Source organism: Actinomycetaceae bacterium MB13-C1-2 (assembly GCA_035621235.1).
Lineage (GTDB): Bacteria > Actinomycetota > Actinomycetes > Actinomycetales > Actinomycetaceae > Scrofimicrobium.
On sequence record CP141731.1, the window covers coordinates 2,010,835 to 2,033,392 of the forward strand.

41 protein-coding genes are annotated in these 22,558 nt (G+C 56.7%); 5 read left to right on the forward strand and 36 right to left on the reverse strand.

What is annotated here, in order from left to right:
- Nucleotides 1–25: 25 nt before the first annotated feature.
- The 19 genes from U6G28_08850 to U6G28_08940 form a co-directional block, all read right to left on the reverse strand.
- The gene (locus U6G28_08850; protein WRS29622.1) at nucleotides 26–595 is read right to left on the reverse strand and encodes an HNH endonuclease; all 570 of its coding nucleotides are present in this window, start codon (nucleotides 593–595) and stop codon (nucleotides 26–28) included.
- 91 nt (nucleotides 596–686) lie between these two features.
- The gene (locus U6G28_08855) at nucleotides 687–1,529 is read right to left on the reverse strand and encodes a hypothetical protein (protein ID WRS29623.1); all 843 of its coding nucleotides are present in this window, start codon (nucleotides 1,527–1,529) and stop codon (nucleotides 687–689) included.
- 123 nt (nucleotides 1,530–1,652) lie between these two features.
- Entirely contained in the window at nucleotides 1,653–1,820 is a 168-nt protein-coding gene (locus U6G28_08860; protein WRS29624.1) for a hypothetical protein, read from the reverse strand.
- 118 nt (nucleotides 1,821–1,938) lie between these two features.
- The gene (locus U6G28_08865) at nucleotides 1,939–2,148 is read right to left on the reverse strand and encodes a hypothetical protein (protein ID WRS29625.1); all 210 of its coding nucleotides are present in this window, start codon (nucleotides 2,146–2,148) and stop codon (nucleotides 1,939–1,941) included.
- Entirely contained in the window at nucleotides 2,145–2,387 is a 243-nt protein-coding gene (locus U6G28_08870) for a hypothetical protein (GenBank protein ID WRS29626.1), read from the reverse strand. The genes U6G28_08865 and U6G28_08870 overlap by 4 nt, the downstream gene beginning before the upstream one ends.
- The gene (locus U6G28_08875) at nucleotides 2,380–2,628 is read right to left on the reverse strand and encodes a hypothetical protein (protein WRS29627.1); all 249 of its coding nucleotides are present in this window, start codon (nucleotides 2,626–2,628) and stop codon (nucleotides 2,380–2,382) included. Before U6G28_08875 ends, U6G28_08870 begins: the two co-directional genes overlap by 8 nt.
- Nucleotides 2,625–2,936 (reverse strand): hypothetical protein, encoded by a 312-nt coding sequence (locus U6G28_08880; GenBank protein ID WRS29628.1) that lies wholly within the window; start codon nucleotides 2,934–2,936, stop codon nucleotides 2,625–2,627. Before U6G28_08880 ends, U6G28_08875 begins: the two co-directional genes overlap by 4 nt.
- The gene (locus tag U6G28_08885) at nucleotides 2,933–3,196 is read right to left on the reverse strand and encodes a hypothetical protein (protein WRS29629.1); all 264 of its coding nucleotides are present in this window, start codon (nucleotides 3,194–3,196) and stop codon (nucleotides 2,933–2,935) included. The genes U6G28_08880 and U6G28_08885 overlap by 4 nt, the downstream gene beginning before the upstream one ends.
- Complete coding sequence (locus U6G28_08890) at nucleotides 3,193–3,495, reverse strand: hypothetical protein (GenBank protein ID WRS29630.1); 303 nt, start codon at nucleotides 3,493–3,495, stop codon at nucleotides 3,193–3,195. The genes U6G28_08885 and U6G28_08890 overlap by 4 nt, the downstream gene beginning before the upstream one ends.
- A complete protein-coding gene (locus tag U6G28_08895; protein WRS29631.1) occupies nucleotides 3,492–3,668 on the reverse strand; it encodes a hypothetical protein in 177 nt (58 codons plus the stop codon). The genes U6G28_08890 and U6G28_08895 overlap by 4 nt, the downstream gene beginning before the upstream one ends.
- Nucleotides 3,665–4,063: a hypothetical protein gene (locus U6G28_08900; protein WRS29632.1), complete on the reverse strand. Its 399-nt coding sequence runs from the start codon at nucleotides 4,061–4,063 to the stop codon at nucleotides 3,665–3,667. The genes U6G28_08895 and U6G28_08900 overlap by 4 nt, the downstream gene beginning before the upstream one ends.
- Complete coding sequence (locus U6G28_08905) at nucleotides 4,053–4,235, reverse strand: hypothetical protein (GenBank protein WRS29633.1); 183 nt, start codon at nucleotides 4,233–4,235, stop codon at nucleotides 4,053–4,055. Before U6G28_08905 ends, U6G28_08900 begins: the two co-directional genes overlap by 11 nt.
- Nucleotides 4,232–4,441: a hypothetical protein gene (locus U6G28_08910; protein ID WRS29634.1), complete on the reverse strand. Its 210-nt coding sequence runs from the start codon at nucleotides 4,439–4,441 to the stop codon at nucleotides 4,232–4,234. The genes U6G28_08905 and U6G28_08910 overlap by 4 nt, the downstream gene beginning before the upstream one ends.
- A complete protein-coding gene (locus U6G28_08915; GenBank protein ID WRS29635.1) occupies nucleotides 4,438–4,755 on the reverse strand; it encodes a hypothetical protein in 318 nt (105 codons plus the stop codon). Before U6G28_08915 ends, U6G28_08910 begins: the two co-directional genes overlap by 4 nt.
- A gap of 159 nt (nucleotides 4,756–4,914) precedes the next feature.
- Nucleotides 4,915–5,196, reverse strand: a complete 282-nt coding sequence (locus U6G28_08920) for a hypothetical protein (protein WRS29636.1) — start codon at nucleotides 5,194–5,196, stop codon at nucleotides 4,915–4,917.
- Nucleotides 5,193–5,549, reverse strand: coding sequence for a hypothetical protein (locus U6G28_08925; protein WRS29637.1), 357 nt, complete (start codon nucleotides 5,547–5,549; stop codon nucleotides 5,193–5,195). The genes U6G28_08920 and U6G28_08925 overlap by 4 nt, the downstream gene beginning before the upstream one ends.
- 65 nt (nucleotides 5,550–5,614) lie before the next feature.
- Nucleotides 5,615–6,070: a single-stranded DNA-binding protein gene (locus U6G28_08930; protein WRS29638.1), complete on the reverse strand. Its 456-nt coding sequence runs from the start codon at nucleotides 6,068–6,070 to the stop codon at nucleotides 5,615–5,617.
- Between the two features lie 163 nt (nucleotides 6,071–6,233).
- A complete protein-coding gene (locus tag U6G28_08935; GenBank protein WRS29639.1) occupies nucleotides 6,234–6,719 on the reverse strand; it encodes a hypothetical protein in 486 nt (161 codons plus the stop codon).
- Nucleotides 6,716–7,297 carry a hypothetical protein gene (locus U6G28_08940; protein WRS29640.1) on the reverse strand — a complete coding sequence of 194 codons (582 nt, stop codon included), beginning with the start codon at nucleotides 7,295–7,297 and terminating at the stop codon, nucleotides 6,716–6,718. The genes U6G28_08935 and U6G28_08940 overlap by 4 nt, the downstream gene beginning before the upstream one ends.
- Nucleotides 7,298–7,391: 94 nt before the next feature.
- On the opposite strand from U6G28_08940, the gene U6G28_08945 reads away from it, so the two are divergent.
- On the forward strand, nucleotides 7,392–8,744 hold the full coding sequence (locus U6G28_08945) for an IS256 family transposase (GenBank protein WRS31224.1): 1,353 nt from the start codon (nucleotides 7,392–7,394) through the stop codon (nucleotides 8,742–8,744).
- Here U6G28_08945 and U6G28_08950 read toward each other — a convergent pair.
- The 11 genes from U6G28_08950 to U6G28_09000 all read right to left on the reverse strand — a co-directional run bounded on the left by U6G28_08950 (nucleotide 8,691) and on the right by U6G28_09000 (nucleotide 13,958).
- A complete protein-coding gene (locus U6G28_08950; GenBank protein WRS29641.1) occupies nucleotides 8,691–9,260 on the reverse strand; it encodes a hypothetical protein in 570 nt (189 codons plus the stop codon). The two genes, U6G28_08945 and U6G28_08950, sit on opposite strands and share 54 nt — an antisense overlap.
- On the reverse strand, nucleotides 9,260–9,652 hold the full coding sequence (locus U6G28_08955; GenBank protein WRS29642.1) for a hypothetical protein: 393 nt from the start codon (nucleotides 9,650–9,652) through the stop codon (nucleotides 9,260–9,262). The genes U6G28_08950 and U6G28_08955 overlap by 1 nt, the downstream gene beginning before the upstream one ends.
- A complete protein-coding gene (locus tag U6G28_08960) occupies nucleotides 9,652–10,059 on the reverse strand; it encodes a hypothetical protein (protein ID WRS29643.1) in 408 nt (135 codons plus the stop codon). The genes U6G28_08955 and U6G28_08960 overlap by 1 nt, the downstream gene beginning before the upstream one ends.
- A gap of 397 nt (nucleotides 10,060–10,456) precedes the next feature.
- Nucleotides 10,457–10,924 (reverse strand): hypothetical protein, encoded by a 468-nt coding sequence (locus U6G28_08965; GenBank protein WRS29644.1) that lies wholly within the window; start codon nucleotides 10,922–10,924, stop codon nucleotides 10,457–10,459.
- Nucleotides 10,921–11,499, reverse strand: a complete 579-nt coding sequence (locus U6G28_08970) for a hypothetical protein (protein ID WRS29645.1) — start codon at nucleotides 11,497–11,499, stop codon at nucleotides 10,921–10,923. Before U6G28_08970 ends, U6G28_08965 begins: the two co-directional genes overlap by 4 nt.
- Nucleotides 11,499–12,374 carry a PD-(D/E)XK nuclease-like domain-containing protein gene (locus tag U6G28_08975; GenBank protein WRS29646.1) on the reverse strand — a complete coding sequence of 292 codons (876 nt, stop codon included), beginning with the start codon at nucleotides 12,372–12,374 and terminating at the stop codon, nucleotides 11,499–11,501. The genes U6G28_08970 and U6G28_08975 overlap by 1 nt, the downstream gene beginning before the upstream one ends.
- A complete protein-coding gene (locus U6G28_08980; protein WRS29647.1) occupies nucleotides 12,371–12,496 on the reverse strand; it encodes a hypothetical protein in 126 nt (41 codons plus the stop codon). The genes U6G28_08975 and U6G28_08980 overlap by 4 nt, the downstream gene beginning before the upstream one ends.
- A 244-nt stretch (nucleotides 12,497–12,740) precedes the next feature.
- Nucleotides 12,741–13,022 carry a hypothetical protein gene (locus U6G28_08985; protein ID WRS29648.1) on the reverse strand — a complete coding sequence of 94 codons (282 nt, stop codon included), beginning with the start codon at nucleotides 13,020–13,022 and terminating at the stop codon, nucleotides 12,741–12,743.
- Nucleotides 13,023–13,113: 91 nt separating this feature from the next.
- Entirely contained in the window at nucleotides 13,114–13,269 is a 156-nt protein-coding gene (locus tag U6G28_08990; protein WRS29649.1) for a hypothetical protein, read from the reverse strand.
- 130 nt (nucleotides 13,270–13,399) lie between these two features.
- Nucleotides 13,400–13,708 (reverse strand): hypothetical protein, encoded by a 309-nt coding sequence (locus tag U6G28_08995; protein ID WRS29650.1) that lies wholly within the window; start codon nucleotides 13,706–13,708, stop codon nucleotides 13,400–13,402.
- Nucleotides 13,709–13,766: 58 nt separating this feature from the next.
- Complete coding sequence (locus U6G28_09000; protein ID WRS29651.1) at nucleotides 13,767–13,958, reverse strand: hypothetical protein; 192 nt, start codon at nucleotides 13,956–13,958, stop codon at nucleotides 13,767–13,769.
- A gap of 122 nt (nucleotides 13,959–14,080) precedes the next feature.
- On the opposite strand from U6G28_09000, the gene U6G28_09005 reads away from it, so the two are divergent.
- Nucleotides 14,081–14,383, forward strand: a complete 303-nt coding sequence (locus U6G28_09005; protein WRS29652.1) for a hypothetical protein — start codon at nucleotides 14,081–14,083, stop codon at nucleotides 14,381–14,383.
- A gap of 203 nt (nucleotides 14,384–14,586) precedes the next feature.
- On the opposite strand, the gene U6G28_09010 is transcribed toward U6G28_09005, so the two are convergent.
- On the reverse strand, nucleotides 14,587–15,396 hold the full coding sequence (locus U6G28_09010; GenBank protein ID WRS29653.1) for a BRO family protein: 810 nt from the start codon (nucleotides 15,394–15,396) through the stop codon (nucleotides 14,587–14,589).
- 63 nt (nucleotides 15,397–15,459) lie between these two features.
- Between U6G28_09010 and U6G28_09015 the strand changes: the two genes are divergently transcribed.
- Nucleotides 15,460–15,939, forward strand: a complete 480-nt coding sequence (locus tag U6G28_09015) for a hypothetical protein (GenBank protein ID WRS29654.1) — start codon at nucleotides 15,460–15,462, stop codon at nucleotides 15,937–15,939.
- A 138-nt stretch (nucleotides 15,940–16,077) separates the two neighbouring features.
- Here the strand turns inward: U6G28_09015 and U6G28_09020 are convergent, their stop codons facing one another.
- Nucleotides 16,078–16,515, reverse strand: a complete 438-nt coding sequence (locus U6G28_09020; protein ID WRS29655.1) for a hypothetical protein — start codon at nucleotides 16,513–16,515, stop codon at nucleotides 16,078–16,080.
- Nucleotides 16,512–16,745 carry a hypothetical protein gene (locus U6G28_09025; GenBank protein WRS29656.1) on the reverse strand — a complete coding sequence of 78 codons (234 nt, stop codon included), beginning with the start codon at nucleotides 16,743–16,745 and terminating at the stop codon, nucleotides 16,512–16,514. Before U6G28_09025 ends, U6G28_09020 begins: the two co-directional genes overlap by 4 nt.
- 141 nt (nucleotides 16,746–16,886) lie before the next feature.
- Between U6G28_09025 and U6G28_09030 the strand changes: the two genes are divergently transcribed.
- The gene (locus U6G28_09030) at nucleotides 16,887–17,210 is read left to right on the forward strand and encodes a hypothetical protein (protein ID WRS29657.1); all 324 of its coding nucleotides are present in this window, start codon (nucleotides 16,887–16,889) and stop codon (nucleotides 17,208–17,210) included.
- A gap of 147 nt (nucleotides 17,211–17,357) precedes the next feature.
- Here the strand turns inward: U6G28_09030 and U6G28_09035 are convergent, their stop codons facing one another.
- Entirely contained in the window at nucleotides 17,358–18,815 is a 1,458-nt protein-coding gene (locus tag U6G28_09035) for a DNA methyltransferase (GenBank protein WRS29658.1), read from the reverse strand.
- A gap of 160 nt (nucleotides 18,816–18,975) precedes the next feature.
- On the reverse strand, nucleotides 18,976–20,175 hold the full coding sequence (locus U6G28_09040; GenBank protein WRS29659.1) for a tyrosine-type recombinase/integrase: 1,200 nt from the start codon (nucleotides 20,173–20,175) through the stop codon (nucleotides 18,976–18,978).
- A gap of 226 nt (nucleotides 20,176–20,401) precedes the next feature.
- Here U6G28_09040 and thrC point away from each other — a divergent pair, with 226 nt between their 5' ends.
- On the forward strand, nucleotides 20,402–21,805 hold the full coding sequence (thrC, locus tag U6G28_09045) for a threonine synthase (GenBank protein ID WRS29660.1): 1,404 nt from the start codon (nucleotides 20,402–20,404) through the stop codon (nucleotides 21,803–21,805).
- 46 nt (nucleotides 21,806–21,851) lie between these two features.
- On the opposite strand, the gene U6G28_09050 is transcribed toward thrC, so the two are convergent.
- Nucleotides 21,852–22,364, reverse strand: coding sequence for a glutathione peroxidase (locus tag U6G28_09050; protein ID WRS29661.1), 513 nt, complete (start codon nucleotides 22,362–22,364; stop codon nucleotides 21,852–21,854).
- Between the last annotated feature and the right edge of the window lie 194 nt (nucleotides 22,365–22,558).

The following is a 22,558-nucleotide window of genomic DNA, read 5'->3' on the forward strand; positions in this document are numbered from 1 at the left end:
GCTGAACGTCCCAACGCGTTCGATTCTAGTCGATGGGTGATGATTCTTCAATGGTGGGCTGTAGGTGCTCTCTCGCCCAGCGGTATCCCTCGCGGGGGAAGTTCGTGGCCGCGTATTCGCCAAATAGGTTTATCGCCGCTTCATCGTAGGCTCTGGCTGCGCTTTCTGGGTCAGGATATGTTCCTAGGTTGTGCACAACCCCGCCCTTGGAGGCTTGTGCGTGGAATGTTCCTGCGCGTGTTCGATTGACTCCCTTGTAGCCCGTCTCGCTGTCGGCTCGAACCTTCCTGTTCGCAGAGTTGTCAGCCTGAGTGCAGACACGTAGATTCTCGCGCCGATTGTCGAGTTTGTTTCCGTTGGCATGATCTACGTTCTTGTCTCCTACGATGAGATTGTGCAGGTAGATGTTGTTGCCCCAGGCGTCTGCCGCAGAGCGCTTCACGTAACCGCTCTCATCGATGAACCACGCGTCGGAGGTGAGCACTGCGAATAGGTCGATTGTGCTTATGAGGGTTTTGCCGCCACGAACCGTAATTTCCACGGAATCTTTGTTCAGGATTTCTTCGAGTTGCGCTTTTGCGTCTAGGCTGTTCATAGCCGTTCTCCTAGTTAGGTTAGGTGTTTCGGTTAGGCCCGTGGAGTGTTGGTAGCACTCTTGCGGGCCGCTTCTATTCTACCAGTGTCGCTCACGACTGCCCCCATTTCTTCTTGTTGATGTCAACGAGGTTGTAGTCGCCTTTGTGGTCTTTTCGGATGTGGCCTTCGTGGACCCAGCGGCGGAGGGTTCCTTTGGGAAGGTTCGGCCAGATTGAGAGCACGCCGGCGAGTGGTAGGTAGATGTCGTCGGGCATGTCTTCGCTTCTCAACGTTGCCCGGTAGGAGTTGGTGGCTTCTCCTTTGCTGTAGTCCACTTGTGTGTCACAGTCAGGGTTTGAGCAGGCGGCCACGTCTTCTAGCCCGTGTTTGTCCCATTGGCTGCGTAACCAGCCGTTACGGCATCTGGGGCATCGGGTCCGTGATTCTGGTGCGTGTCCGGTGAGCCTGCCGACTTTCCACCAAAGCGCCGTAACTTCGCGACTGTACGATTCCCAAAGCGAGTAGTCCCACATGGCCCACTCGTGTGCTTGGCGTTCTTCGGATGTTGCGTCTTCGGGTAGCGCCTCGGGCTTGACGTGGATGTGTCGCAGGACCGGGCGTTCTCGGAGTTGGGCGTGTATCCACGGTCCAGGATCACCGGTGACTTGGTGAGTGTCCCCGGTCATTTCTGACAGCCATCCGGCGAGGTCCATGGCGAGGCTGGATAGGACGGCTTCGACGCCTTGCTCGCTGATGATGCCGCGTGTGCCGTCACTGTTGGCGGTGTCTATTTGGATGCCGTGGGGGAGAGTGTCGGAGCGTGTGGTTGGGGCTCCGTCTTTGTCGTAGCGGATTGCGGGGATGGATGGTGTGGGCGGGACGATTTGGCTTTTCCATTTGAGGATGTCGGCCATGCGTGATTCGACGGTTAGTGCGGATGGTGTGTGTGTCACTGAGTTCTCCTTGTGGGCGCTGGTAGGATCACTAGTGACTATTGCGAATGGTTATTAGTCTCATTATCGTCCCCCAGCGTTCCTAGTGATTCGTAGCTCTAGGAGCCTGGGGGATCAGTGTTTTTAGCTTGAGTACAGGTACCAGATGAGAGCGATGAGCATGATGTTTGCTACAAGCCCTCCTACTGCTTCGCCGCTTGAGATTGGTTTTCTTGGTTTCCCTGCGTTGGCAAAGTTCATGCCGGTTCCGAGCATTATCCAGCAGGTGAATGTGATTGGTATCCAGATCATTTTTCTTCTCGTTTCTTGCAGTCGCATTGGCAGTGGTGGATGCCTTGCGGGGTGTGTGTGAGGCGTAGACAGTCTTCGTGTTTTCCGAGTCTGCATGGGTAGCAAATCGAGTGGTCAATCATCGGTTGGCCTCCTCTTCTTGTCGTGTGATGTAGACATTCCACAGGCCGATAGGCGTATTTTCGGGTAGTCGCACGGTGACATAGGTGCCTGGTGGTAGCGGTGATTCTTCGTGGGTTGGGCAGGGGCAGTCTTCTAGGTCGCATTCGACTTTTCGGTGGCCGTTTTCCCATGATGCGGCGACGATCTGCCCCTTTATCGCACTCATTGGTCTGTCTCCTGGTAGGGGTTGGGTGTGCTTATCGGGATTCCTCCGGTGATGCTGCCCGCGTAGTCGCGTTTCCCGGTGTAGTATCCACTCATCCACGCTGCGGCTTGCACCTCAGCTAGCCACCGGTCGAACTCTCCGATGAAGGTGAGCATGTCTTCGTCGGGTTCGGGGTCTTCGTATTTCCATGTCGCGTAAATCTTGCGTACTTGCTTCGTGGTTGGCGTGAACTCACTCATTGGTCGCCCCGATCTTGCATGTTGGGCAAAAGTACTTGGTCCCAGAAGCGGGGTTTTCATCGATCAGCCAACCTTCACCGTCGTCAACAACGTTGATTTCAAACCCCCTGAGGTCGCTCATTCCACCGCCGTAGAGTTCGTGGGAGGTGGCAAATGCCTCTAGCTCCACACGGTGCATTTGCGTGGTTTCAACTGTGGATTCTTCGCATTCGTCGCAGGTCCACACAACTTTTAGGCTCATTCCCCGCTCCTTTCCGCGATCTGGGCGACTTTTTCTCGCATTTCGGCGCGTCCCATGTTTGCGTAGTCACTGGGTAGGCAGTCGTAGGTTCGGAAGTCACCGACGGGTATCGCCCGTATTTCTTCCGCGACCTGCGCGCGGATGATGGGTGCAATTGCCATGAGGTGCATTCGCGCCTCTTTCCGCTCGGAGTCGCATCCCTCGCATGGGTGCTTGTCGCAATGTGGCTTCCCGTAGATTGTCGCCGCGACACGCTCCACTATTTCGGCAGAAGGCTCTTCCACAGCGACTTCTGGAATGTCAGTCATCGGTCGGTCTCCTTCGGGTCTGTGCTCCAAGTCGCGCAGAAGCGGACATGGTTCATCGCTGTGTCGATTTTCAGGGTCGCGTGGTCTGGCATTCCGGCGCGGCGGAGCTGACCAAACATCGCTTCCATGTCGGTCACGCTGGGATTGTCGCGGTGGAGCACCAACGAATGGTTGATGACTGATCGGCGCTTGTTGATGGCGAGCTGCTCTTCGCGTTTCGCGGTGACCAGCAGGTCACGCTCTAACTGTTCGACGCTCATTCCCCGCTCCCTTCCGCTATCCTGGCGGCTTTTTCTTTCATTCCGGCACGTCCCATGTTTGCGTAGTCGCTGGGTAGGCAGTCATATGTTCGGAAGTCACCGATAGGTATTGCCCGGATTTCTGCCGCGATCTGTGCTCGGATGTGGGGCATGGCGGCTTTGAGGATAGCTAGAGTCCGGTCGTCATAATTTACTCGGTCCAGGTTCTCGGGGCTGTCGTAACCAGTCATGTTTCCGTAGTCCTCAAACCATGCGACTCTCGAACCTGCATCAACTGCTTCGTCTGGTATTTCAGTCATCGTCGTATTTCTTTCCATGATTCGATGTTTGCTAGCGGGTAGTTCGCCCATTCTTCGGTGTAGGCGGTGTCGTGGGTGGTGCGGATTCGGAGGACGCCGTCTTCGGTCCTGGTTCGGTATCCGTCTACGGTTTCGATGCGTCCCGATGTGAACCTGATTTCCCAACGCCTCACGATTCGCTCCTGTCGAGGATTCGCACGGTCGGGCATTCGCTGTAAGAGCCGTTGTAGCCGCAAGTGCAATTCGCTTCTTCTTCGGGATGGTCAATATCCCAGTCAGACCAATCCGGCTGGTGTAGCTCCCGGATAGCCGCGAACCGGGTGAGCGCGTCGGGCACCCATTCGCGGGCGGCGGCGATGAACTGGCGATCCTCAGGCGTGTAGCACTCGGCAACGGGGTTGATTTCTACCCCGTCGATGAATGTTTCACCCTCAGGGATTACTCCTTCAGAGTTGCCGACCATGAGTCGCCCTTGCATATGGGGGGTGCCGTCTTGGTCTAGCCAGGCAGCCCATGGCCCTTCTGTGGCTTTGTCTGCGAGGGCCCGCATTTCCTGGTCACTGAGCATTGGTTTCTCCGATCTTTCGCATGCCAAGTAGGGCGTTCCATGGGTTGTTGAGTCTTCGGGTAGCGCATCCATCACACAGCGGCTCCCACTTGCCGGTGCTGATGGTTTTTTGTTCCCAGGTGGAGAACTTGCGGCGCTGTTTGCCGCACCATTCACAGCGCTTCGTGGTCACTGGTTTTCTCCTTCGATTTTGTCTATCCAGTCGTGTAGGTCGTGGGCTAGGTCCCGGTTTGGTGTGCGGATCGCGTAGAGGCGGAGAGCTTCGCGGGCTATGGGGTCATGGGCCGGGTCGAGCACGAAATAGGCGCATTTCTTGTGCTTGCCTTTAGGGTCCGAGACTCGACGAACCTTGTATTTGCGACGTAATCCGGCACTCATGGCCTTTTCCCTTTCTCGATTTGTTCGGAGATGTAGACGCGTATCTTCCCGGCTGCGTGGGACATGCCCGCCGCGTGTTTGCCGGGTTGGCGGTCCCATTCGGTTTCCTTGCGGGCGACGCGGGCTGACAGTTTTTCTAGGGCCTTTCGCTGTTCGTCAGCACGTATCTCGGACTCGTGATCTGCGATGATTTGTTCTGCTTCTGCTTCCCACGCCAGGCGTTGTTCCACGGTCGCTATGCCGCGCGTCGAGTTGTAGAAATGTCGTTGCTGGGTTGACACCCAAGCAACCACTAGCCTGCTGATGTCACTCATGGTTGTCTGTCTTTCTGGTAGGTGAGTGCGAGGATTAGTGCCACGCATAGGCTGGTGATGGCGATGAGGGCCGTGATGGTGATCATTGGGGGTCACCGAGTAGGAGAGCGGCGAAGAGGATGCCTGCGAGGAAAACCACGACGATCGCGACAAACCCGGTCACTGGTCTACTCCTAGCGTCTGGCGTACCTCGGCCCCGGCGAGGTGGTCGTATGCTTCGGATGCGAACTCGCCGCCCGCCTGGTCGTCTGGGCCTGTCGTCTGGTAGAGGGCGATCAGATTCGCGACCCGCAGTTGTTCCCCGATTTCGAGGAGGGCGTGTACTTGGGCTTGCGCGATCATGTCGGCTTTGTGCTCACCGGTGTTGTAAAGCCAGTTTTCGCTCACTTCCCGGTCGGCTTCATCCAAAATGCGTAACGCTTCGTCACGGTGAGTCATCACGCCGCCTCCGTCTGGTTTTCGCGGAACGCGCGGAATCGGTCTGCCACGGCCTGTCGTTGTTCCTCGGTGAGTTGGCGCGTGTTTCTCACGCCTTTAGCTGGATTGAAGTCCTTGTAAGCGACCCGGAACTCTGCCCATTCCGTTGTCCCTTGGAAACCTGATTTCAGTTCGCTCACTTTCGGGGCTTTGCTTCGGAACGCGCGGATGTCTCTGGGGATGTTCGTCCAGATCATTACTTCGCTTCCGTCGCCGGGAATGTTGATTGTTGTTTCTCGCTCGTTGAGGGGGACGCTTTTCATATCCATTTCGGCTGTTTCGCGTAACTCTGTATTGCGTAGCGGAATCGATGTCATGGTTTAGGTCTCCTAGCTTGGGTGCGGGATGGTCGGTGCTTTAACGTCAGCCTCTGCGTGGGTTCCTAAAAAGGTGGGTCCACGCGTGAATAGTCGGGGGCCACGTCCACGAGAGGTGTCTCGGCGGGCGCACCCCACGGGTCGCTAGTGGGGGCGGCATAGGAGGCTTGCGGGGAGGACTGTTGCCCGGCCTTCGGGATCACGCCCAGGAAGCGGGGGAAGTCGAGGATGTAGGCTATGCCGTCGCCGTTGCGTCCCGAGTATTTTTCGATGACGAGGGCTCCTTCGACGGTGACTTTGTCGCCCTTCGCCAGTGACTGGGCGAGGGTTTCGGCTTGGTCTCCCCAAAAGCTGGCGCGCAGCCATAGGGGTTCGCCTCGGTCTTCCCACTGGTCGGTCTGCTTGTTTTTGGCGCGGTGTGTGGCAGCAATGCTCAGGTCAAGGACCGCGCGGCCGGACGGCGTGTATCGGATTTGCGGGTCTTGTCCGAGATTCCCCGTGACAGTAACTTTCGCGGACATTAGTTGTTCTCCTTGCTTGCGTATTTGTCGGTGAGGGTTTTGCATCGCAGGCAGGACTCGGGGTGCAAGGCTTCGTCTGCGTGCGTGTGGTAGCGGACATCCTGCACGCGCGACACGCGATGCTTCGGCATCTTGTCAGGGCCAGGACGAGGGGCAAGGGTGGTCATGCTGGGATTCCTTTCAGGGTTGGGATGGTGCCGCCAGTGATGGCGGGTGATTCTTGGGGTGGTTCGCGGTTGATTGCCGCATATGCGATGCCCTCCACGGTTTCGCGGGATGTTTCACCGGATGCGATCGCTCGGTTGGCAGCAGTCAGCCAGGCCGCGTACTCGATGCCAGACAGGTCGCCTTCGGGGGCAGGAGTGCCGTTGAGGCGCTTGTAAACCTCGATCCGGTCACGGCGAATATTCTTCACCGCCTGCACGTACCGGTAGGCGTCGATCTTCCAGCTACGGCCTTCCGCCGCCCACTTGTGACCGGCCTCTAGCGCGGCACTCATCGCGTCATGGTCCGCGAGGTCAGGTACGCCGTGGACGGGGTCGTTGATGATTTGCGCCCAGGTGACTCCTTGAGCGAGTGATCCAGCCCCGAGCGCTCCAGCGTCGATGAAGTGCTGGACGATCTCGGTTGCTTTCGTGACAGTGATCATTTCGCGGCCTCCAGTGCTTGTTGTCCGGCTATGCGTCGGTCTGCTTCGGCGGCGACCGCGTACATGTCTTGGATTCGCTCGTTGACGTTGCGTGGTCCATGGCGAGCTTTGGATTGGTTTCTCTGTGCGGACCCTTTGAGCTGGTCCCATTTCTCGCGGAGCTTCGACATGCTGCGAATGTTGGTTCGCCAGAACTCATCAGACGGCAGGTAGGCGATCGCGGCCCGGATTTCCTCAATGGGCCGCTGGTCGTGGTCGATGAGCAGGCGAGCGGCGTCTAGGTTGCCTTTAGTGCGGTTCGGCTTGGTGAATCCGTTGAGGGTGATCGCCTCGTCGAGGAGGTCCAGAATCTCGGTTATGTCTTCGCGCTGAAAGTTATCCACAGCCGTCGTCGGGGATTCGTCAGAATCTTCGACCTTATTTGCGTTTGCAGTTGCGTTTGCAGTTGCGTTTGCAGTTGCGTTTGCAGTTGCGTTTGTTAAGCGACCACTCGGGAATAGTCCATCTGATGCGGTATCCGATAGGGTATCCGATACCCCATATATAGGAGTATCTGAAACGGAGTTATCCACAGGCACCAGGTCCGGGATAGAGCCTGTCAGATTGTTTGTGTATGGCTTGATCTGAAAGGCTGTGCTGGCGTTGGATACACGAACGATTGATTTGGACGAGATCGATTTGATTGATAAGAACAGTGAGGCAACAAATCGTTTAGCGAAAGAGCTTGAGGATTCTGGGGCTCTGGCTGATTTGTTTGCCCGCATTGATAGCGGTGAAGTGGAACTAACAGGCGATGGCGGTCTCATTCCCGCACTGATCAAGACTGCTTTGGAACGCGGTTTAGAAGCGGAGATGACCTCGCATTTGGGTTACGCTGCGGGCGATCGGGAATCTAAGGAAGCCGTAGGGGCTGCGAACTCAAGGAATGGCTCATACCCTAAGTCAGTTGCCACCGAGGTAGGCCCGATTGAGGTCTCGATACCAAGGGACCGGGATGGTTCTTTCACCCCGCGCCTGGTCCCGAAAGGATCGCGGCGTCTGGGAGGCCTAGATGACATGATCATCAGCCTTTATGCGGGGGGAATGACGATAAGGGAAATCCAGTGGCACCTGAGCCAGACCATTGGCACTGACTTATCCCACGAGACGATCTCGAACATCACTGACGCCGTGTTAGAGGCCGTCCTGGAATGGCAAAAACGGCCCCTGGATGAGTTCTACCCCGTCATGTATCTAGACGCGATCCGCGTGAAAGTCAGGGATGGATCTCATGTGCGTTCTAAAGCCGCTCATATCGCCATTGGCGTTGACATGGACGGTGTCAAACACGTCCTGGGGATCTGGGTTCAAAACAACGAAGGCGCTAGTTTCTGGGCCTCGGTGTGCTCTAATCTGCGTAACCGCGGCGTAGCCGATGTCCTCATTGTTTGTTGTGATGGGCTCACCGGCCTGCCCGAAGCCGTGGAAGCTACCTGGCCTGAAACCATAGTCCAGACCTGCGTGGTGCACCTGATTCGCGCCTCGATGCGGTTCGTGAACTACCAAGACCGTAAAAAGGTCTCCGCAGCGCTTAGACCCATTTACACGGCCGTTGATGCCGACGCCGCGGCCGAAGCACTCAGCGCTTTCGCGAAGAGCGATCTGGGGGCAAAGAACCCCGCGACGGTGAGTACTTGGCAGTCAGCGTGGGACCGGTTCACCCCGTTCCTGGAGTTCCCCCCAGAGCTACGCCGCGTCATTTACACGACCAACGCGATCGAGTCACTGAACTACCAGCTACGCAAAATCAGTAAGAACCGCGGCCAGTTCCCAAACGATGAAGCGGCAGTGAAACTGCTATGGCTTGGGATCTGCAACATCGAAGACAAAAGAGCGGCCGAAAGACAACGAGATAAAGGAAAGAGAGGTAAAGACCGAAAAGCATCAGGAAGACTAATCCAAGGACATGTAACCACCAACTGGAAACAAGCCCTAGCCCAACTCGCAGTCGCCTACCCCGACCGCGTCAACCCCCACATTTACTAACCCCCAAACACAAACTATTTGACAAGCTCCCGGGATAGGGTATTCCGCTATCAGATTTCCGATCAGACCCTCAATGTAGTCACGCGACCGAAACCCATTCGCGGTCTCTTCCGTCAACCCAGAAGTGTCCAAGCGAGCAAGCTCACGACTAATCTCGCAACGCAATTTCTTAGACAGAACCCGCTTGACTGCCCCACTGATTGCCTTCATCGTCTTAGACGACTTCCACAACCCGTCAGCGCGAATATAAGACCGAACCAGGATCTCTTCCGTGTCCTCATCCACGATGATGAACCGGGCGCGCTCCAACCCATCCAAAGCGTCCTGAATGGCACCAACCGACGTGCCAGCCGTCTGCTTCGCCCACCTAGTAGGAGCAGCAGTGACAACCCCGGCAAGGGAAATATCAGACTGGCTAATCAGCTTCGCGTACATGAGTTGCTCGGCGCCGACCAACGCCCGGAAATCAGGGTCACCCCAAATCCGTTTAAACATTTTCCCGTATTCGTCGGCCATTAGAAAAGCGCCTCCTGTGGTTGGTTTTCGGGTGGAGGGTTTGAGCCGAGTGGCCCGTAGTCTGACTCGTCCAGATCCCACACGGTGAAGTTGTTGTTGAATTCGGTGATCTGGTCGTGTCCGCAGTATTCGCAGCGCTCAACCCATAGTTCCCAAAGATTCCGACTGTTGAGGCCGCGAGCACTCCATTTCGGCGGCCATTCCTGATGACAACCGGGACAAACCACAGGGTGATTCCAGCCGATCACGGGGGAGCAGAGTTGGACGTAGCCGTAGTCGCGTTCGAAGGGCTCCCACGTGATCGGCATGCCGTCCCAGAGTGCTGGGAGTGGGCGAGTCCAAGACAGGGAATGCCGGACACGCTCTTTCGGGAAACGAAGAACCTCACCCATCAGTCTTCCTTCCCTTGTATCTCGGTGATTACGAGGCGGATTCCCCAGAACCCAGGGACAGAAGCCTTAGTGTCGCGGCGCATGTCTGGCCCGGTGAAAACCTCTGAATGGTCCTCTACTAGCAACCTGCCGTCCACTAACCCGTCGACTAGTGGTTTGGCGACGATTTGGGCGTTGCTCGGGTCGGCTTTCGCCCTGGTTGGGTATTGCACGTAGGCGACGCAATGCGCGGGGGGTTGAAGCTGTTGTCCGCCCTTATTCCGGTAGTTTTGGGCCCAGATTTTCGCGGCGTACCGTAACTGTTTCTTCGCATTGGATTGCGCGTAAGGGTTCCCGTGTGGGCCGTTCGCGCGGAGTGCTTTCCATTGCGTCCGGTTGACTGTGAAGACTGCTTCAATGGCACTCATTTCGCCGTCCTTTGTTGGCGGAGTTTGCTCCTGCGGTTGCGTGAGTTTTGGATGTTGACTAGGCGTTTGCAGTCAGGACAGTATTTTTTGTTGGCGGGCACGTTTTCCATGAGTAGTCCGCATATGGCGCAGGACAGGTTGGTGAGCCTGGATGCGGGCGTGGTGGGACGGGGCGGGCGAATGTTGTTTTCGATCCGGTATCGCTCCAAGGGTGTTTTCCCGCCATACACGCCGAACCTTGATTTACTGTCAGCTTTCCCTTCGGTTTTGAGTGCGGCCTGTAAGCAAAACGCGGCTACAGGGCATTCCGCACAAAACGTTTTCGCTTCACGGGTGCGGTCGCGATCAAAAAACAGTTCAGAATCCGCGCCCGCACACTTGGCCTTTAGTCGCCAATTCATGCGGCTCTCGCTTCCTTATAGAGCGCGATTGGGTCATGGAAAACGCGCACACCCAGCGGCTCTAACAGGTCGGGGAGTTCTTCTAAGCGGACGATCTTGCATCCCGTGGACTCGATGCGCTCGTCCCAAGTCCCGTTGTCCCGCTCACCGCGAATATCAAGCTGATAGCCGTACCCCTTATAGGTGTCAGCATCACCCCGATAGTGGCGCACATAATTCCAGGCGGAAGTGAAGAAATACGCCCATCGGGTGCCGTGCAGATAACCTCTCGACTGCGGCGAGTCGCACCATTTGCGGGCGTCTTCGCGGGATGCGGCGAACCGGATGCCCGTGGAGTTCCCGCGCTCTGTGGCCGTGTAGAGAAAAGCCAGGTCTTGTAGGGCTTCCTCGTCTACAGGCGCAGCTTCCTTTTCTTTCGGCTTGTACTCTGCGAGTGGAAGGTCAAATAGGCTCTGCTCAATCACTGCGCATCACCGGCCTCGTATGGGCTGTTCGTGTCACGCGCCGGGTCAGCGGGGTGTGCTTCTAGCTCGGTTTTGCGGGCCATGATCGCCTGTTGCACGTCGGGGGATGCCTGATTCCACATGCCCCGAAGCTCGTCCATGTCCGTGCAAGCCTGAACCTGCGCGACAGTGATTGCCGGAGCCGAGGGTGCGTCGGGGAGGGGTTGGACGGTGACCATCTTTGACCGGCCCCGCGTCTCGATAATCGCCGTGGTCACCGGCTTATCAATATGGCTCAGTGCTTCAATACGGACGCCGCCAACAGCTTCTTTCCCGTATCGAACATTTGGGTCGCAATACAACCTGGCGCGGTGTCCCACGTACTGGCTTGCGTCTTTGCCCCAAGCGGCGACCAGTTGGCGGCGCACGTTCTTAGACGGCTTCCATGCGCGCCCGCCCAGTTCGACTAGATGCAAGTTCACGGGCTGCTCTTTACTGCCTTTCGACACTCGGTCGATAGTGAAAGTGCGCGGCTCAGTCAACTCCGCCGCGTCGAGCTGGTCTCCGGCTGGTTCAATAGTCGATGAAATATCCATTAGTCGATCTCGATTTCTTCGTCGTCTTCGTAGACGAGATAAGAGGGAGGGGTTAGCTCGGTGACTTGCTCGGTGTATCCGGGCCAATCACCGGTGAGCACGCCGTCTTGGTAGCGGCGAATAGCTTCACGCATGGCCTTGGTGCCTAGGTCGTCGTACATCCAGTCAAGGGAGTTAACGCTGACTAAATAGGGCTCGGTTTTGGAGACGGCGACGAAAAGCATTCCCGGCATCGGAGTGTCCTCGTGTGTGAGTTGCCAGAGACGCGGGTACACAACCGCCTGAATGTAGTAGCCGAACTTCGCCACGTCTTTCCGGTTGAACTCTTTAGGGTCAGCGTCCGTTGTGGTCTTCAAATCCACGATCACGGTCTCCCCGTCAAGCTCACTGATCTTGTCTGCGCGCCCCCTGAGCCACACCCCTGTTTCTGGGTCGGGCGCAAACATTGACAACTCAGCGGGACTATCAGACTCGAATAGTGTGCGTGCTGCTGGGTGCGTCAGGGCTGCCTCAGCGACAGCCTTCAATGGGGCGAGTTCGGATTCCTTCACCGGCACCATGCCATCCAGACGCGCATCGGCAATGAAGTCCTTCGCGGCTTTCGTGGACGTGGCACCATTCGACGCGAGCATGTGTTCAGGGATCACTGCCACATCCAGGCCGGTCCCCAAAACCAGGGCGTGAATGATATGACCCGCGTCAAAAACCTTCTTCTCCGCGCGCGGCTGATCCATGTAATGCCGGTAATGCGCGGGGCTTTTTAGTAGCTGCTTCATACCCGAGTAGCTGAGACTGCCACCCTTCACAGGGTCAGCGTGGTACTGGGCTTCGTCCATACCCTCGATTACGCAAGGCTCAGTGATCAGATCGCTCATAAGCTCATGTCTCTTTCTTCTTCCCACCGCTGCAACTCAGCGGCTTCACGGAGGTCTGCTAACTCGTCGTAATCCACGTACTCCGGCGGATCAGTTGGCGGCTCCGGGTGCAGGTAGGTCATAGCGTGGTCCTGACTGCTAGGTGCTCACACGGCCTAAGGTCTGGTTCACCGTCGCACGGTGAGGGATACCGCCACTCCCGCATCCGTGGCTCCCCGGACTCCAAACCCCATTCGGTGTGAACACATGGGTCGCCAAACTCGCCTGAGAGGTCGGTGCGGCTAGAATTCGGGTGCATGTCCGGGCGGGTGCGAATTACGTCTGCCACCCAGCAGGGGATCGGCATCCAGTTACTCTCCGGCAGTGTCATGGCTTCACCGCCTGTAAGTAGTCGGCTTTACGGATCGCCAATGTCGCCCAATCACTGATGTCATTAGCCATTTCCAAAGCCACCTGCGGGACAAGATCAAGGACTAATACCCACTCCGTAGGATCACGCCGGTCCACATGCCACACCTCGACGCGTCCACCCTCGAAGCGCACCTGCGGGCGACTGTGCGTCCCGCAATACTCGCTGTCAGACAAAGCCGTCCGGTGGCAGCGAGTTAGCAGGCACTCGTCCGGCGCGAAAGCGATTGCCGCACTCATTGCTTGCCCCTCGCTTTCAAAGCTCGGTGGCCCGCATACACGAGCAAACAAACAGCCGCCCACGCCGATAGCACATTGATCAGAGAAAACATCAGCTCGCCTCAGCTTCCCGAAGCTCTTTCGCCAAACCATTCGCACAACGACGCAACGCAAAAATCAGGGCATCAACCGGCACATCATCCGGTGCGCGAACTTCCAACCGGCCATCCCACTGCGTAATCAAAGCCACCGTAGAAGCCGGAATCATCACCTCACTCACAGGACACCACCGGCCCAGCCGTAAACGCCTGCACTACTTTTTCTTCCTGCATCAGCCTGATAACCTTCCTAATAGGTATTTCCTGCCTGCCCCGGACCACACATCCGGGGCCATTTACTTACTCGACTGTTGCGACGACGGGCTTCCCGTCCTGCACGTACACGGCGGCAGGAACTCTCTCGCCAACCCGCGGCTTACCCGGCGCCTTCAACTTCTTCGGCTTGCGAGGCTTCAACGCTTCCCGCAGCTCGTCCGACAGTCGCAACACTTCAGCGACCATCTGATCCCGCTCCGCCTCAACCGCCAACGGAGCCTCAGTCGGACGCGTGTGACTCAGACGGACACTAAGGTTGCTCGCCGCCAAACACAGGTCAGCAGACGCATCCCGCACCCGATCCCAATCCACCGTTTTCCCCTGCTTACTCATATGCTTTCCCTTTCCTGCCAATCACTTACTTGTCGCCTGTGGGTGCAGGCGACACGACTTACTTGTTGTGAAGCCACCGCTCCAACTCAGCCGGGTCAATGAGGACCCTGCGTAGGGGAGTGTCGGACTTGATTCTTGGATTCAGAGTCTTTAGCTCCCCAGAACTCACGGCCCTTTTCAGTGAGCGGACACTGACACCTGTCGCATCTTCCGCGTCCTCATACGTGTACGAGAGCTTCTGAACTGTCATCACTGTTCCCCCTCGCCTTGGGGTTCTCCTCCGATATGCTCGGCAGTGTGGCGGGGAGAAGAAAACCCGCTATCAGCCTCAGACCCAGTGCCTAGCTGGGTGCATATCGAAGGAGAAGAATCATGAGTGAAATCGACCTGACAGACACAAACGTCAACGCTGTGACCACACCCGTTTTTGAGACCCTGCGAGACACGTTCGCTGAGATCAACGAGCAGATGGGAGACGTCCCCCCGGAGGCCAAGGCTTACGTCGATGCCATTAACGCGAAGCTGGACGCGCTGAGTGTCGCCGTCAAAATCTTGGAATCTGGAATCACGAACCATCTGGGAGTCATGGCGAACGGGGAAGTCGCGCAAAGTTGGCTTAACTACTTTGGGGGACTCATGGTGGGGAGGCGCGTAACCCTTACAGAAGAAGACTGACTGGGGTGTCAGCCAAAACGCCGCTTTCGGGAAGGTGTGGCAGTTCGCCACCTCAGTCTTGACCCAGACGCGGACAGGCTTCTTGAGTGGAAACTCAAAATCTTCCACTTTGGGCGGTATTTCCGACCAGCCCGACGATGGCGGCACCTTCGAGCTAGCGTCAACACTGACCGCGTACAAAACTTTCCCAGTGACCAGGGCCGTCATGATGCCACCTCGTTTAGTTGGTTTTCGAGGAGTCCCCATTTCTTGAGGGCCTGTCCGATTGCTTTAGCTCCGGGCGCGGTTATCTTTAGCGTGTGATCCACCTGCCCTTTGAACCGGGGCGCTTCGTGGCGTTGCACGGTGCGGAAGTAGTCGCGTTTGTGTGATTTGGGGGAGTACCGGCGCTGAATGACCTTGCTCTGGTCTTTCTCCGACCATCGGGAAGCCGTCTCACAGTAGATCCAGTCATGCTCTAGTAGGGCTTCCCTGACAATGGTTTCCTGCACGCCCAGACTCTTAGCGACCTGGCGGATAGTCAGCAGATCATCATCAGTGACATACAGGTCTACGTAATCGATTTTGGGCTGATTGTCCGCGATGTACTTGTCGGCCGCCTCGATTTGCTTTTCTTGGGACTGGATCATCGCTTGGGCTTCAAGGACCGCCGCCGCGAGAAGCGCCGGACCCTCCAACCGTTGCACCTGGCCGTACGAGCCGGTCTTACGAATCTGAGGGAGGATGTCTTCGAATACTTTGCGCTCGAACTCTTGAGCGGCGGGGAGCTTCGAGGACACAATCAGCCGCATCAAATCCGACTCGGGGATTACCCGCGCCTCCTGAGTGCGACCAAGACTGTCAATGATGGGGGTGTATTTCGCACCCCCACGGCAATGCTGTCTAATAGCGCTGCTAGGCTCGGCGTAGCCCAAGACGGTTGCCACGTCCTTAGCCACAAAGTGCGGTTCATCGTCTACCAGGACAACGCGGACGTTGTTACCCTGGAAGTCGAAAGGGATTAGCTCATTCATTGTTCTTTCCTTTCAGCCCTCGGAGTGCAGTCCGAGGGCACTTTTCGTTAGTAGGCTGGGAAAATGGACTGGATTGGACAAAACGCGCTGCCCCTCGCGGCCATCGTTGTGTCTGTGGTTACGGCGGTTTACGCGAGCCACACGAGGCGACAGGTCGCCCTGTATAAAGGGCCCGAACTGGTCTTGGAGACCTTTTGGGGCGAGGAGGACAAGAGGACCTACTTCTATGTCAGGAACGTTGGGGAGTCTCCGGCCCGCCACATCCGAGCTAGAATCCAGCATCCTTTGTGGCCGCTTTTTGGTCGGGGAGAGAGCGTGCCCCTCGCTTCTGTGCCGCCAGAGACTCCTAAGTCCAAGTCTTTGGGGAAGGGGCAGCTTGTGACCTTCTGTACGGACTTCGACTTTTTCAAGGAAAAGGGCCCGCAAGGGATTTCGCTTCTGCGGTTGGAGTTCAGAGACAAGGCCGGTCGAAAGTATCGACAGCGGTTCATCCCGTCTGTGCGCATGGAGCGGCTTGATGAAGGTGCCCATTACTACGACTGACTTTCGTCTTCGCGCAGCATTTCGCTGACGTAACGGTGGGCCCTTCGAGCCTCATTCAAGCCCCACAGAGCTAGCACTAAGGCAAGGACACTGATGCCTGTACCCATACCGACAAACCCCCTCCTTTCAAGCCCTCAATTAGTCGGCAGATACTTGCCGTTGAAGCTGTGAGGTCAGGTATGCGACCTGATCTTCGAGGAGCTTTACCCGCGAGACGGGCACCGCAGGCTCTTTGAATTGAGACTGTGTTTCCATCGCAATGAGCGCGGATTTTGTGAAAGGTGGATTGGGTTCTACGCCGGGAGCGGTCACCCAAATATCGTTGCGATTTAGCCCTTTACGGACCTCGCGCTTAGCACCATCTGCGCGTTCCTGAATGATTCTCCATCCATCAGCCGCAAGGTGGTGAGTAGAGAACTCGCCGTAACAATTACGCCATGTACTAACGCTCCATCCAGCCTTGAGTAGGTCCTTGAGTATGCTCGACAGGACGACAGCACCAAGGTCGCGCTGGTCAAGCTCGACGGATTGTCCAGTTTGGTCGCAGACAACCCTTACCTTCAACGAAATGTTCACGCTGCTTCCTCTGCTGTCACATCGAAAGCGGCGTCGAAGGTTACCGGGTAGCGGGTCAGGACAGCCGCAATAAACTTCGGGCTTGCCTCTACGCCGCCCTTTAGCTGACGCGATGCAGTAGATTTGTCAATCCCGAGAGCCTCGGCCCAAGCAACAACGCCTCCGGCGTCTTGCGCTGCTCTCTGCGCCCACTGTTGGCGTACGGTAATAGTGGACCCTGTGTTTGCCAAGATTCCTCCTTTTGGTTTGGTCCAGTCCAACACTGGAGTGGAGCATTACAATCATCATAGACAATGCATAGTGCCTACGCAACTATTAGTTGGGATGTTCCACCCCTTGCACTGTTGCGCGCGTGCAACTATGCTGGGAGTGTGAGCACATCACATAAAGAAACGGAATGGTGGACTTACGTCCAGACTCTCATCGGCAATGACAACTATGTCGAAGCCGCTAGTAAGGCTGGGTTTGATAAGTCGGCGTTCACCCGCTGGAAGCAGGGAGCAAAAGCTGATCCTGCATTCGCCGTGAAACTCGCCCGCGCCTACAACGCGAACGTGATTCACGCTCTAGTAGTCTCCGGGCTACTCACCAACGCAGAAGCGCAACTAAAGGAGGTAACACTCAAAGACTCAAAGTACCTAGAAAAGATTCCCGCCGATGAACTTCTAGCAGAGCTCCGGCGTCGAATCGATTAGGTCATCACAAACACATCGGCGGTCCTCGGTCTTCGGGTCGGGGGCCGCTTCGCTTGTCCATGCCTAAACGTTAGGTGAAGGGCCCGACAGAATCGAACGTCTGTTCGAGAGTGGGAGGGTTTATCCGCGTGTGTTTATCAGGACTAGCTAGAAGAGGCTCCCAGCATCAACCTGCACTTTCTGCCGCTTCGCTTCAATGTAGGGCAGATACGTCGGCGGTAGGTAGGGGCGCATCCCCTGCAGAATCTCTGGAACACTAATGTGCTGTAACCGCGGGTACGGCTGCCCATTCACCGGGAACGAGTAGGAACCCGACCTGTCGATCGCTTCCTGGCTGCCCCGAGTCAACGGCCCCATCGTCACAAGCACACCCAAATGTGCATCCGTCGTATGCTCCACCGTTCCAGCCAAGTCACGAACCATTGACGGGGTCACGGTCTTTCCGCCCTTTACCGATACCAGGACTTTCCCTAGCTTCCGTCCCTTGGTATCCAGTGGGAAGAGGGAAACCCCATCGATGCCACGGTCACCGACCTGGCGTTCGTTTGGTTGCGCGCCGATATGGGACACCGCCCACCGCTCAAATTCGAACGGGTCACGGTCGAAGAGCGCCTGGGCTCCGGCAAGATCCTTCGGCATACCAAGAACCTCAAACGTGTCCCTAATTCCTGCCCCGTAAGTGTGTTCAAGGCGCTTCACTATCAAGTCCACGGCAATGTAGGTGATGTCGATCCCGATCCAGTGTCGGCCAAGTTTCTCGGCGGCGTCGATTGTCGTCCCGCACCCGCAGAAGGGATCCAGAACCACGTCGTCGGGGTTGGTGGAAGCTTCGATGATTCGCTCTAGTAGGGCTAGAGGCTTCTGGGTCGGGTATCCCAGCCTTTCGGCCGACGTTCGTCCGACCATGGGGATGTTCCAGACATCGCGCATGTTTACGAGCGTGTACCAACCTCTGTCGTCCTCGTACTCCTTGATACCTTTGAATCGGTAGGGCTTGTAGTCGCGGTTGTATGACTTTTCTTTTTGGATGTCGAAGAACTTGTTTCGGTAGTCCTTTGCGTAGAAAAGGATGACATCGTGTTTTCGTGCGAAGTGCTTTTTCGAGGCTCCGCCTGACTTGTAGGCCCAGATGATTTCGTTGATGTAGTTGCGGGGATCAAAAATGGCGTCGAGAAGGATTTTTAGGTAGTGGCTCATGGTGGGGTCGCAATGGAGGTACAGCGATCCTGTGTCCTTGAGAACGCGGTGCAGCTCCACCAGGCGAGGAGCCATATTCACCAGATAGGCACTCGCATCGTTCTCTCCAAGCAGCGTACGGAACGCCGTTAGGGCGTTAGCCGCCTCATTAGGCGCAGTAGCAATGAACTCGAGATAATCCTGCTCAGTCTTCTGGGTCCAACGCCAAGTGTCCTCGAACGCTTGAATCTGGGCCGACACGTCAGCGTTCTTGGTGCCATGCCTGTTAAAAATCACCGAATAATTCCGGTTCGAGTTGAACGGGGGATCTAGGTAGATCAGGTCAACACTCTCGGACGGCAATGTCCGAAGAACATCGAGGTTATCCCCGTAGAACAACTCGTTAAGAGGTTGTTCAGGGTGTTTCATAAAGCAACCCTAGCAACCCGACCGAATGTCCACTCAGGAAACAATCAACGATTTTCCCTACATCGCTTCCGCTTTGGAGCTTCCCCGCTGGGTTATCGAAGCCTATCGGCGTGTGCTAGCGCGCGAACTGTTCGCGGCGTGAGCTTCGACTGGCCGGTTTCTAGGCGTGTCCCGTGATCTGCTTGGTGGCCCGCTCTAGCTCCTTCGACGCTTTAGCCATCGTCGTGTGAATATACGCCTTGGTGGAGAGCATTGAGGAGTGTCCCATGATCATGGTGATGATCTCTTCGGGCACACCCATATCCCGCAGTAGGGACGCCGTAGTGTGGCGGGCGGCGTACAGGTCGTAGTCGGGGACTCCGGCCTGTTCACAGAGCCGTTTCCACGTTGCCCGGTCTGGCTTGTCCTCCCTGGGGCCACCGTAGGCGCGCGCCCGGACGCCAGTGATATTAGGCCAAACCAGCGTGTCCGACGGGCATTCTTCCCGCCATGCCTGAAGCTCAGCCGCTAGCGCAGAGTGCAAGGGTATCCACCGGTCACCGGCATCGGTTTTCGGGCGCACGAAATGCCAGGAGTGCTCAATCTGTCTGGACTCATACCCTCGGGGCATGCGGAACCCAGAGGATCGGTCTCGCGGCTTGTTGTAGGGGAGTGCCTTCAATTGCCAGGAGATTTCCAGTGCGCCGCGCTCAAAGTCCACGCGATCCCACTCCAAGCCCAAAGCCTCAGCAGGACGTAACCCTTCCAGGAATGCGGCCAGCCATCGTGAGTAGTCCGGCTCCAGGCGCGCTTGCTCCAGTATCAAGGCGACATGCTCTAAGGGGATGGCGTCACGGTCAGACTTGCCGGGTGCCACAGACTCTGCAAGGAGCGCTGATTGGAGGATAGGGTAGCCGTCCCTGGCCGCGTCTTTCAGCATGCGCATCAGCACGCCGTGGTACCTAGCGACCGTGGATTCTGACCGGCCAGCATCTCGGATCGCCGTGTGCACGGACCGCACATCCCGAGCGGTCACCAAGTTTAGGCGGCGCTTGCCAATGGTCGGCACAATCCAGTTCGACACCGCCGCCTTAGTCGTGTCATAGGCAGACGGGTCCAGCCTTTCAACCTCGTCTTTCAACCACTCGTCCGAGAACCCCTTGATGGTGGTCTGCTCCCGCACGTCCTCAGCGGGCGGGCCAGAGACAGCGAGTTCACGACGCTTATCCGCAAGCTTCTGAATGCATTCACGTTTGGTGCGCGCTGAAACTCTTACTTGTCGACGGTTGCCCTTGGTGTTGTATCCGACTTCCAGCGCACCCCTCCATCGGTCGCGCTGTTTGTCGTAGTAGACGCTACCTGAGCCTTTGTCCCGAGCCATGGTACTGTTCCCTTCGGAAGAGGTGTTATATGGGTGTCATTCTGGGAGTCATTATCGGTCCCCCAATGGTATCTCGTGGCACTGTGGGGCATCAAGAAAGATTGGAATCACGCGGTTTTGCTAGTTACCACAATACCATCCCCCTTCCTTCACACGGAAGAGGTCACTGGTTCGATCCCAGTACGGCCCACCAGACGGCAGTCCCGGTTCTGATGGAGGAGTCGAGTTGAAGTACATCTCCACGCGCGGCAGTATGACGCCGCAGGCTTTCAGCGAAGTGCTACTTGAAGGACTGGCCTCTGATGGGGGACTCGCCGTGCCGGAGAGCCTGCCCATGGTGGATACCCAGACCCTCGAGTCCTGGCGAGAGTTGAGCTACCCGAGACTCGCCGCTGAGGTTATTTCGCGGTTCGCCACCGATATCCCCCGTGAAGAAATTGATCGGATGGCGGCGGATGCCTATGCGTCCTTTCCCGATCCCGTAGTTCCACTTCGCCCGGTTGGCGACGGCGTAACCCTCATTGGTCTTTCAGAAGGCCCGACCCTGGCGTTCAAGGACATGGCAATGCAGTTCCTTGGCCAGGTTCTTCCATACGTGCTGAATGAGCAGGACCGCGTATTGAACGTCCTCGGCGCCACCTCCGGAGATACGGGGTCCGCAGCGGAGTATGCACTGCGCGGCAAAGACCGGATCTCTGTGTTTATGCTTTCCCCCCAGGGTCGCATGAGTGCCTTTCAACGAGCCCAGATGTATTCCCTGAATGATGCGAACGTCCATAACATTGCGGTCGACGGAGTCTTCGATGACTGCCAGAACCTTGTGAAGGAACTTGCGGGCGACCTGGATTTCAAGCGTGCACAGAATCTAGGTGCCGTGAACTCAATAAACCTGGCACGTATCACCGCACAGATGGTCTATTACTTCTGGGCCTGGCTCCGTGCCACCGATAGTTCTGGTCCGGCTGAAGTATCATTTACGGTTCCTTCAGGAAATTTCGGAAACATCCTCTCCGGTCACTACGCAAGGGCGATGGGCCTGCCTATTCGACGACTGGTGCTCGCCACTAACGAAAACAATGTGCTCGATGAGTTTTTCCGTACCGGTATCTACCGGCCGCGTAGCGCCGCCGAGACGTATGCGACCTCCAGCCCGTCCATGGATATTTCAAAAGCATCGAACCTTGAACGATTTATCTTTGATCTTGTCGAGCATTCTCCGAAACGTTTGCTCGAGTTCTTCGGCGATGTTGAAGAACAGGGTTTTGTCGATCTCTCCGTTGAGCAGCCGAGGTTTGAGAGCGAGTTCGGAATTGTAAGTGGCTCATCGACACACTCTGATCGTTTGGACACCATCAAGTCGGTGTACGAGGAAGCGGGGGAAATTATCGATCCTCATACCGCTGATGGAGTCAAAGTCGCAAGAGAACACGTCGAAAATGGTGTCCCGATGTTGGTACTTGAGACCGCCAAAGCTGAGAAGTTCGCTGAGACTATTGACGAAGCCATCGGTGTCGAAGTACCGCTCAGTGACGGGTTGCAACAAATGCTTGAGGCTCAGCAGTACGTGGTGGAAATGCAAGGTGATGCGTCGCAGCTACGCGCATATCTGGCAGAACACGCGCGGCAATAGCCGGCCCTGCATGATACTCCCAACGAGACTCCCGGCGTCCTGAAAGCTACTCGTTATCCCGCTTGCCATCACTGAGTTCAGCGGTCCATGCGGTGATGGTCTCGATGATCTCGGGCGAATCAGGGAGGGTCCTTGGGCGGAAGCGCCTGATTCGTCCGTCGGGATGCACGAGGAACTTCTCAAAGTTCCAGATCACACGACCAGCCTTGCCTGCGTCATCGGGCGCCTGAGTTAGTTGACTATACAGAGGATGGGCGTTCTTACCGTTGACCTTGATTTTCTCGGACATCGGGAAAGTCACCCCCCAGGTTGCCGAGCAGTATTCCGCAATGTCCTCGGACTTGCTTAGTTCCTGTAGGAACTGGTTACTAGGGAACCCGATGACGGTGAACCCCTGATCTCCATAGGTGCGTTGCAATTCCTCAAGTTGTTCGTATTGCGGGGCGAGCCCACAACGCGAAGCGACATTGACGACCAGTGCGACCTTCCCATCGCTCAGTTTCCCGAACGTCGTCTGCTCTCCGCGGAGAGTAGTGACCTCAATCTCATTGATACCCATGGCGATGTTCCCTTCTCTTCATGTCGCGCGGTCGGGGCCGACGGATCATTGATTTGCCGAGTTGTGGTTAGTTGGCGAGGCTTGAACCCTAGTCGCGTGAATACCCATCGCTTACGCTGTACATTTTTCAACCAATGGACTCTCCCCGCAATCCCACTAGTGTGCTGGGGAGACATCGGCTGGTCACGCTGCGG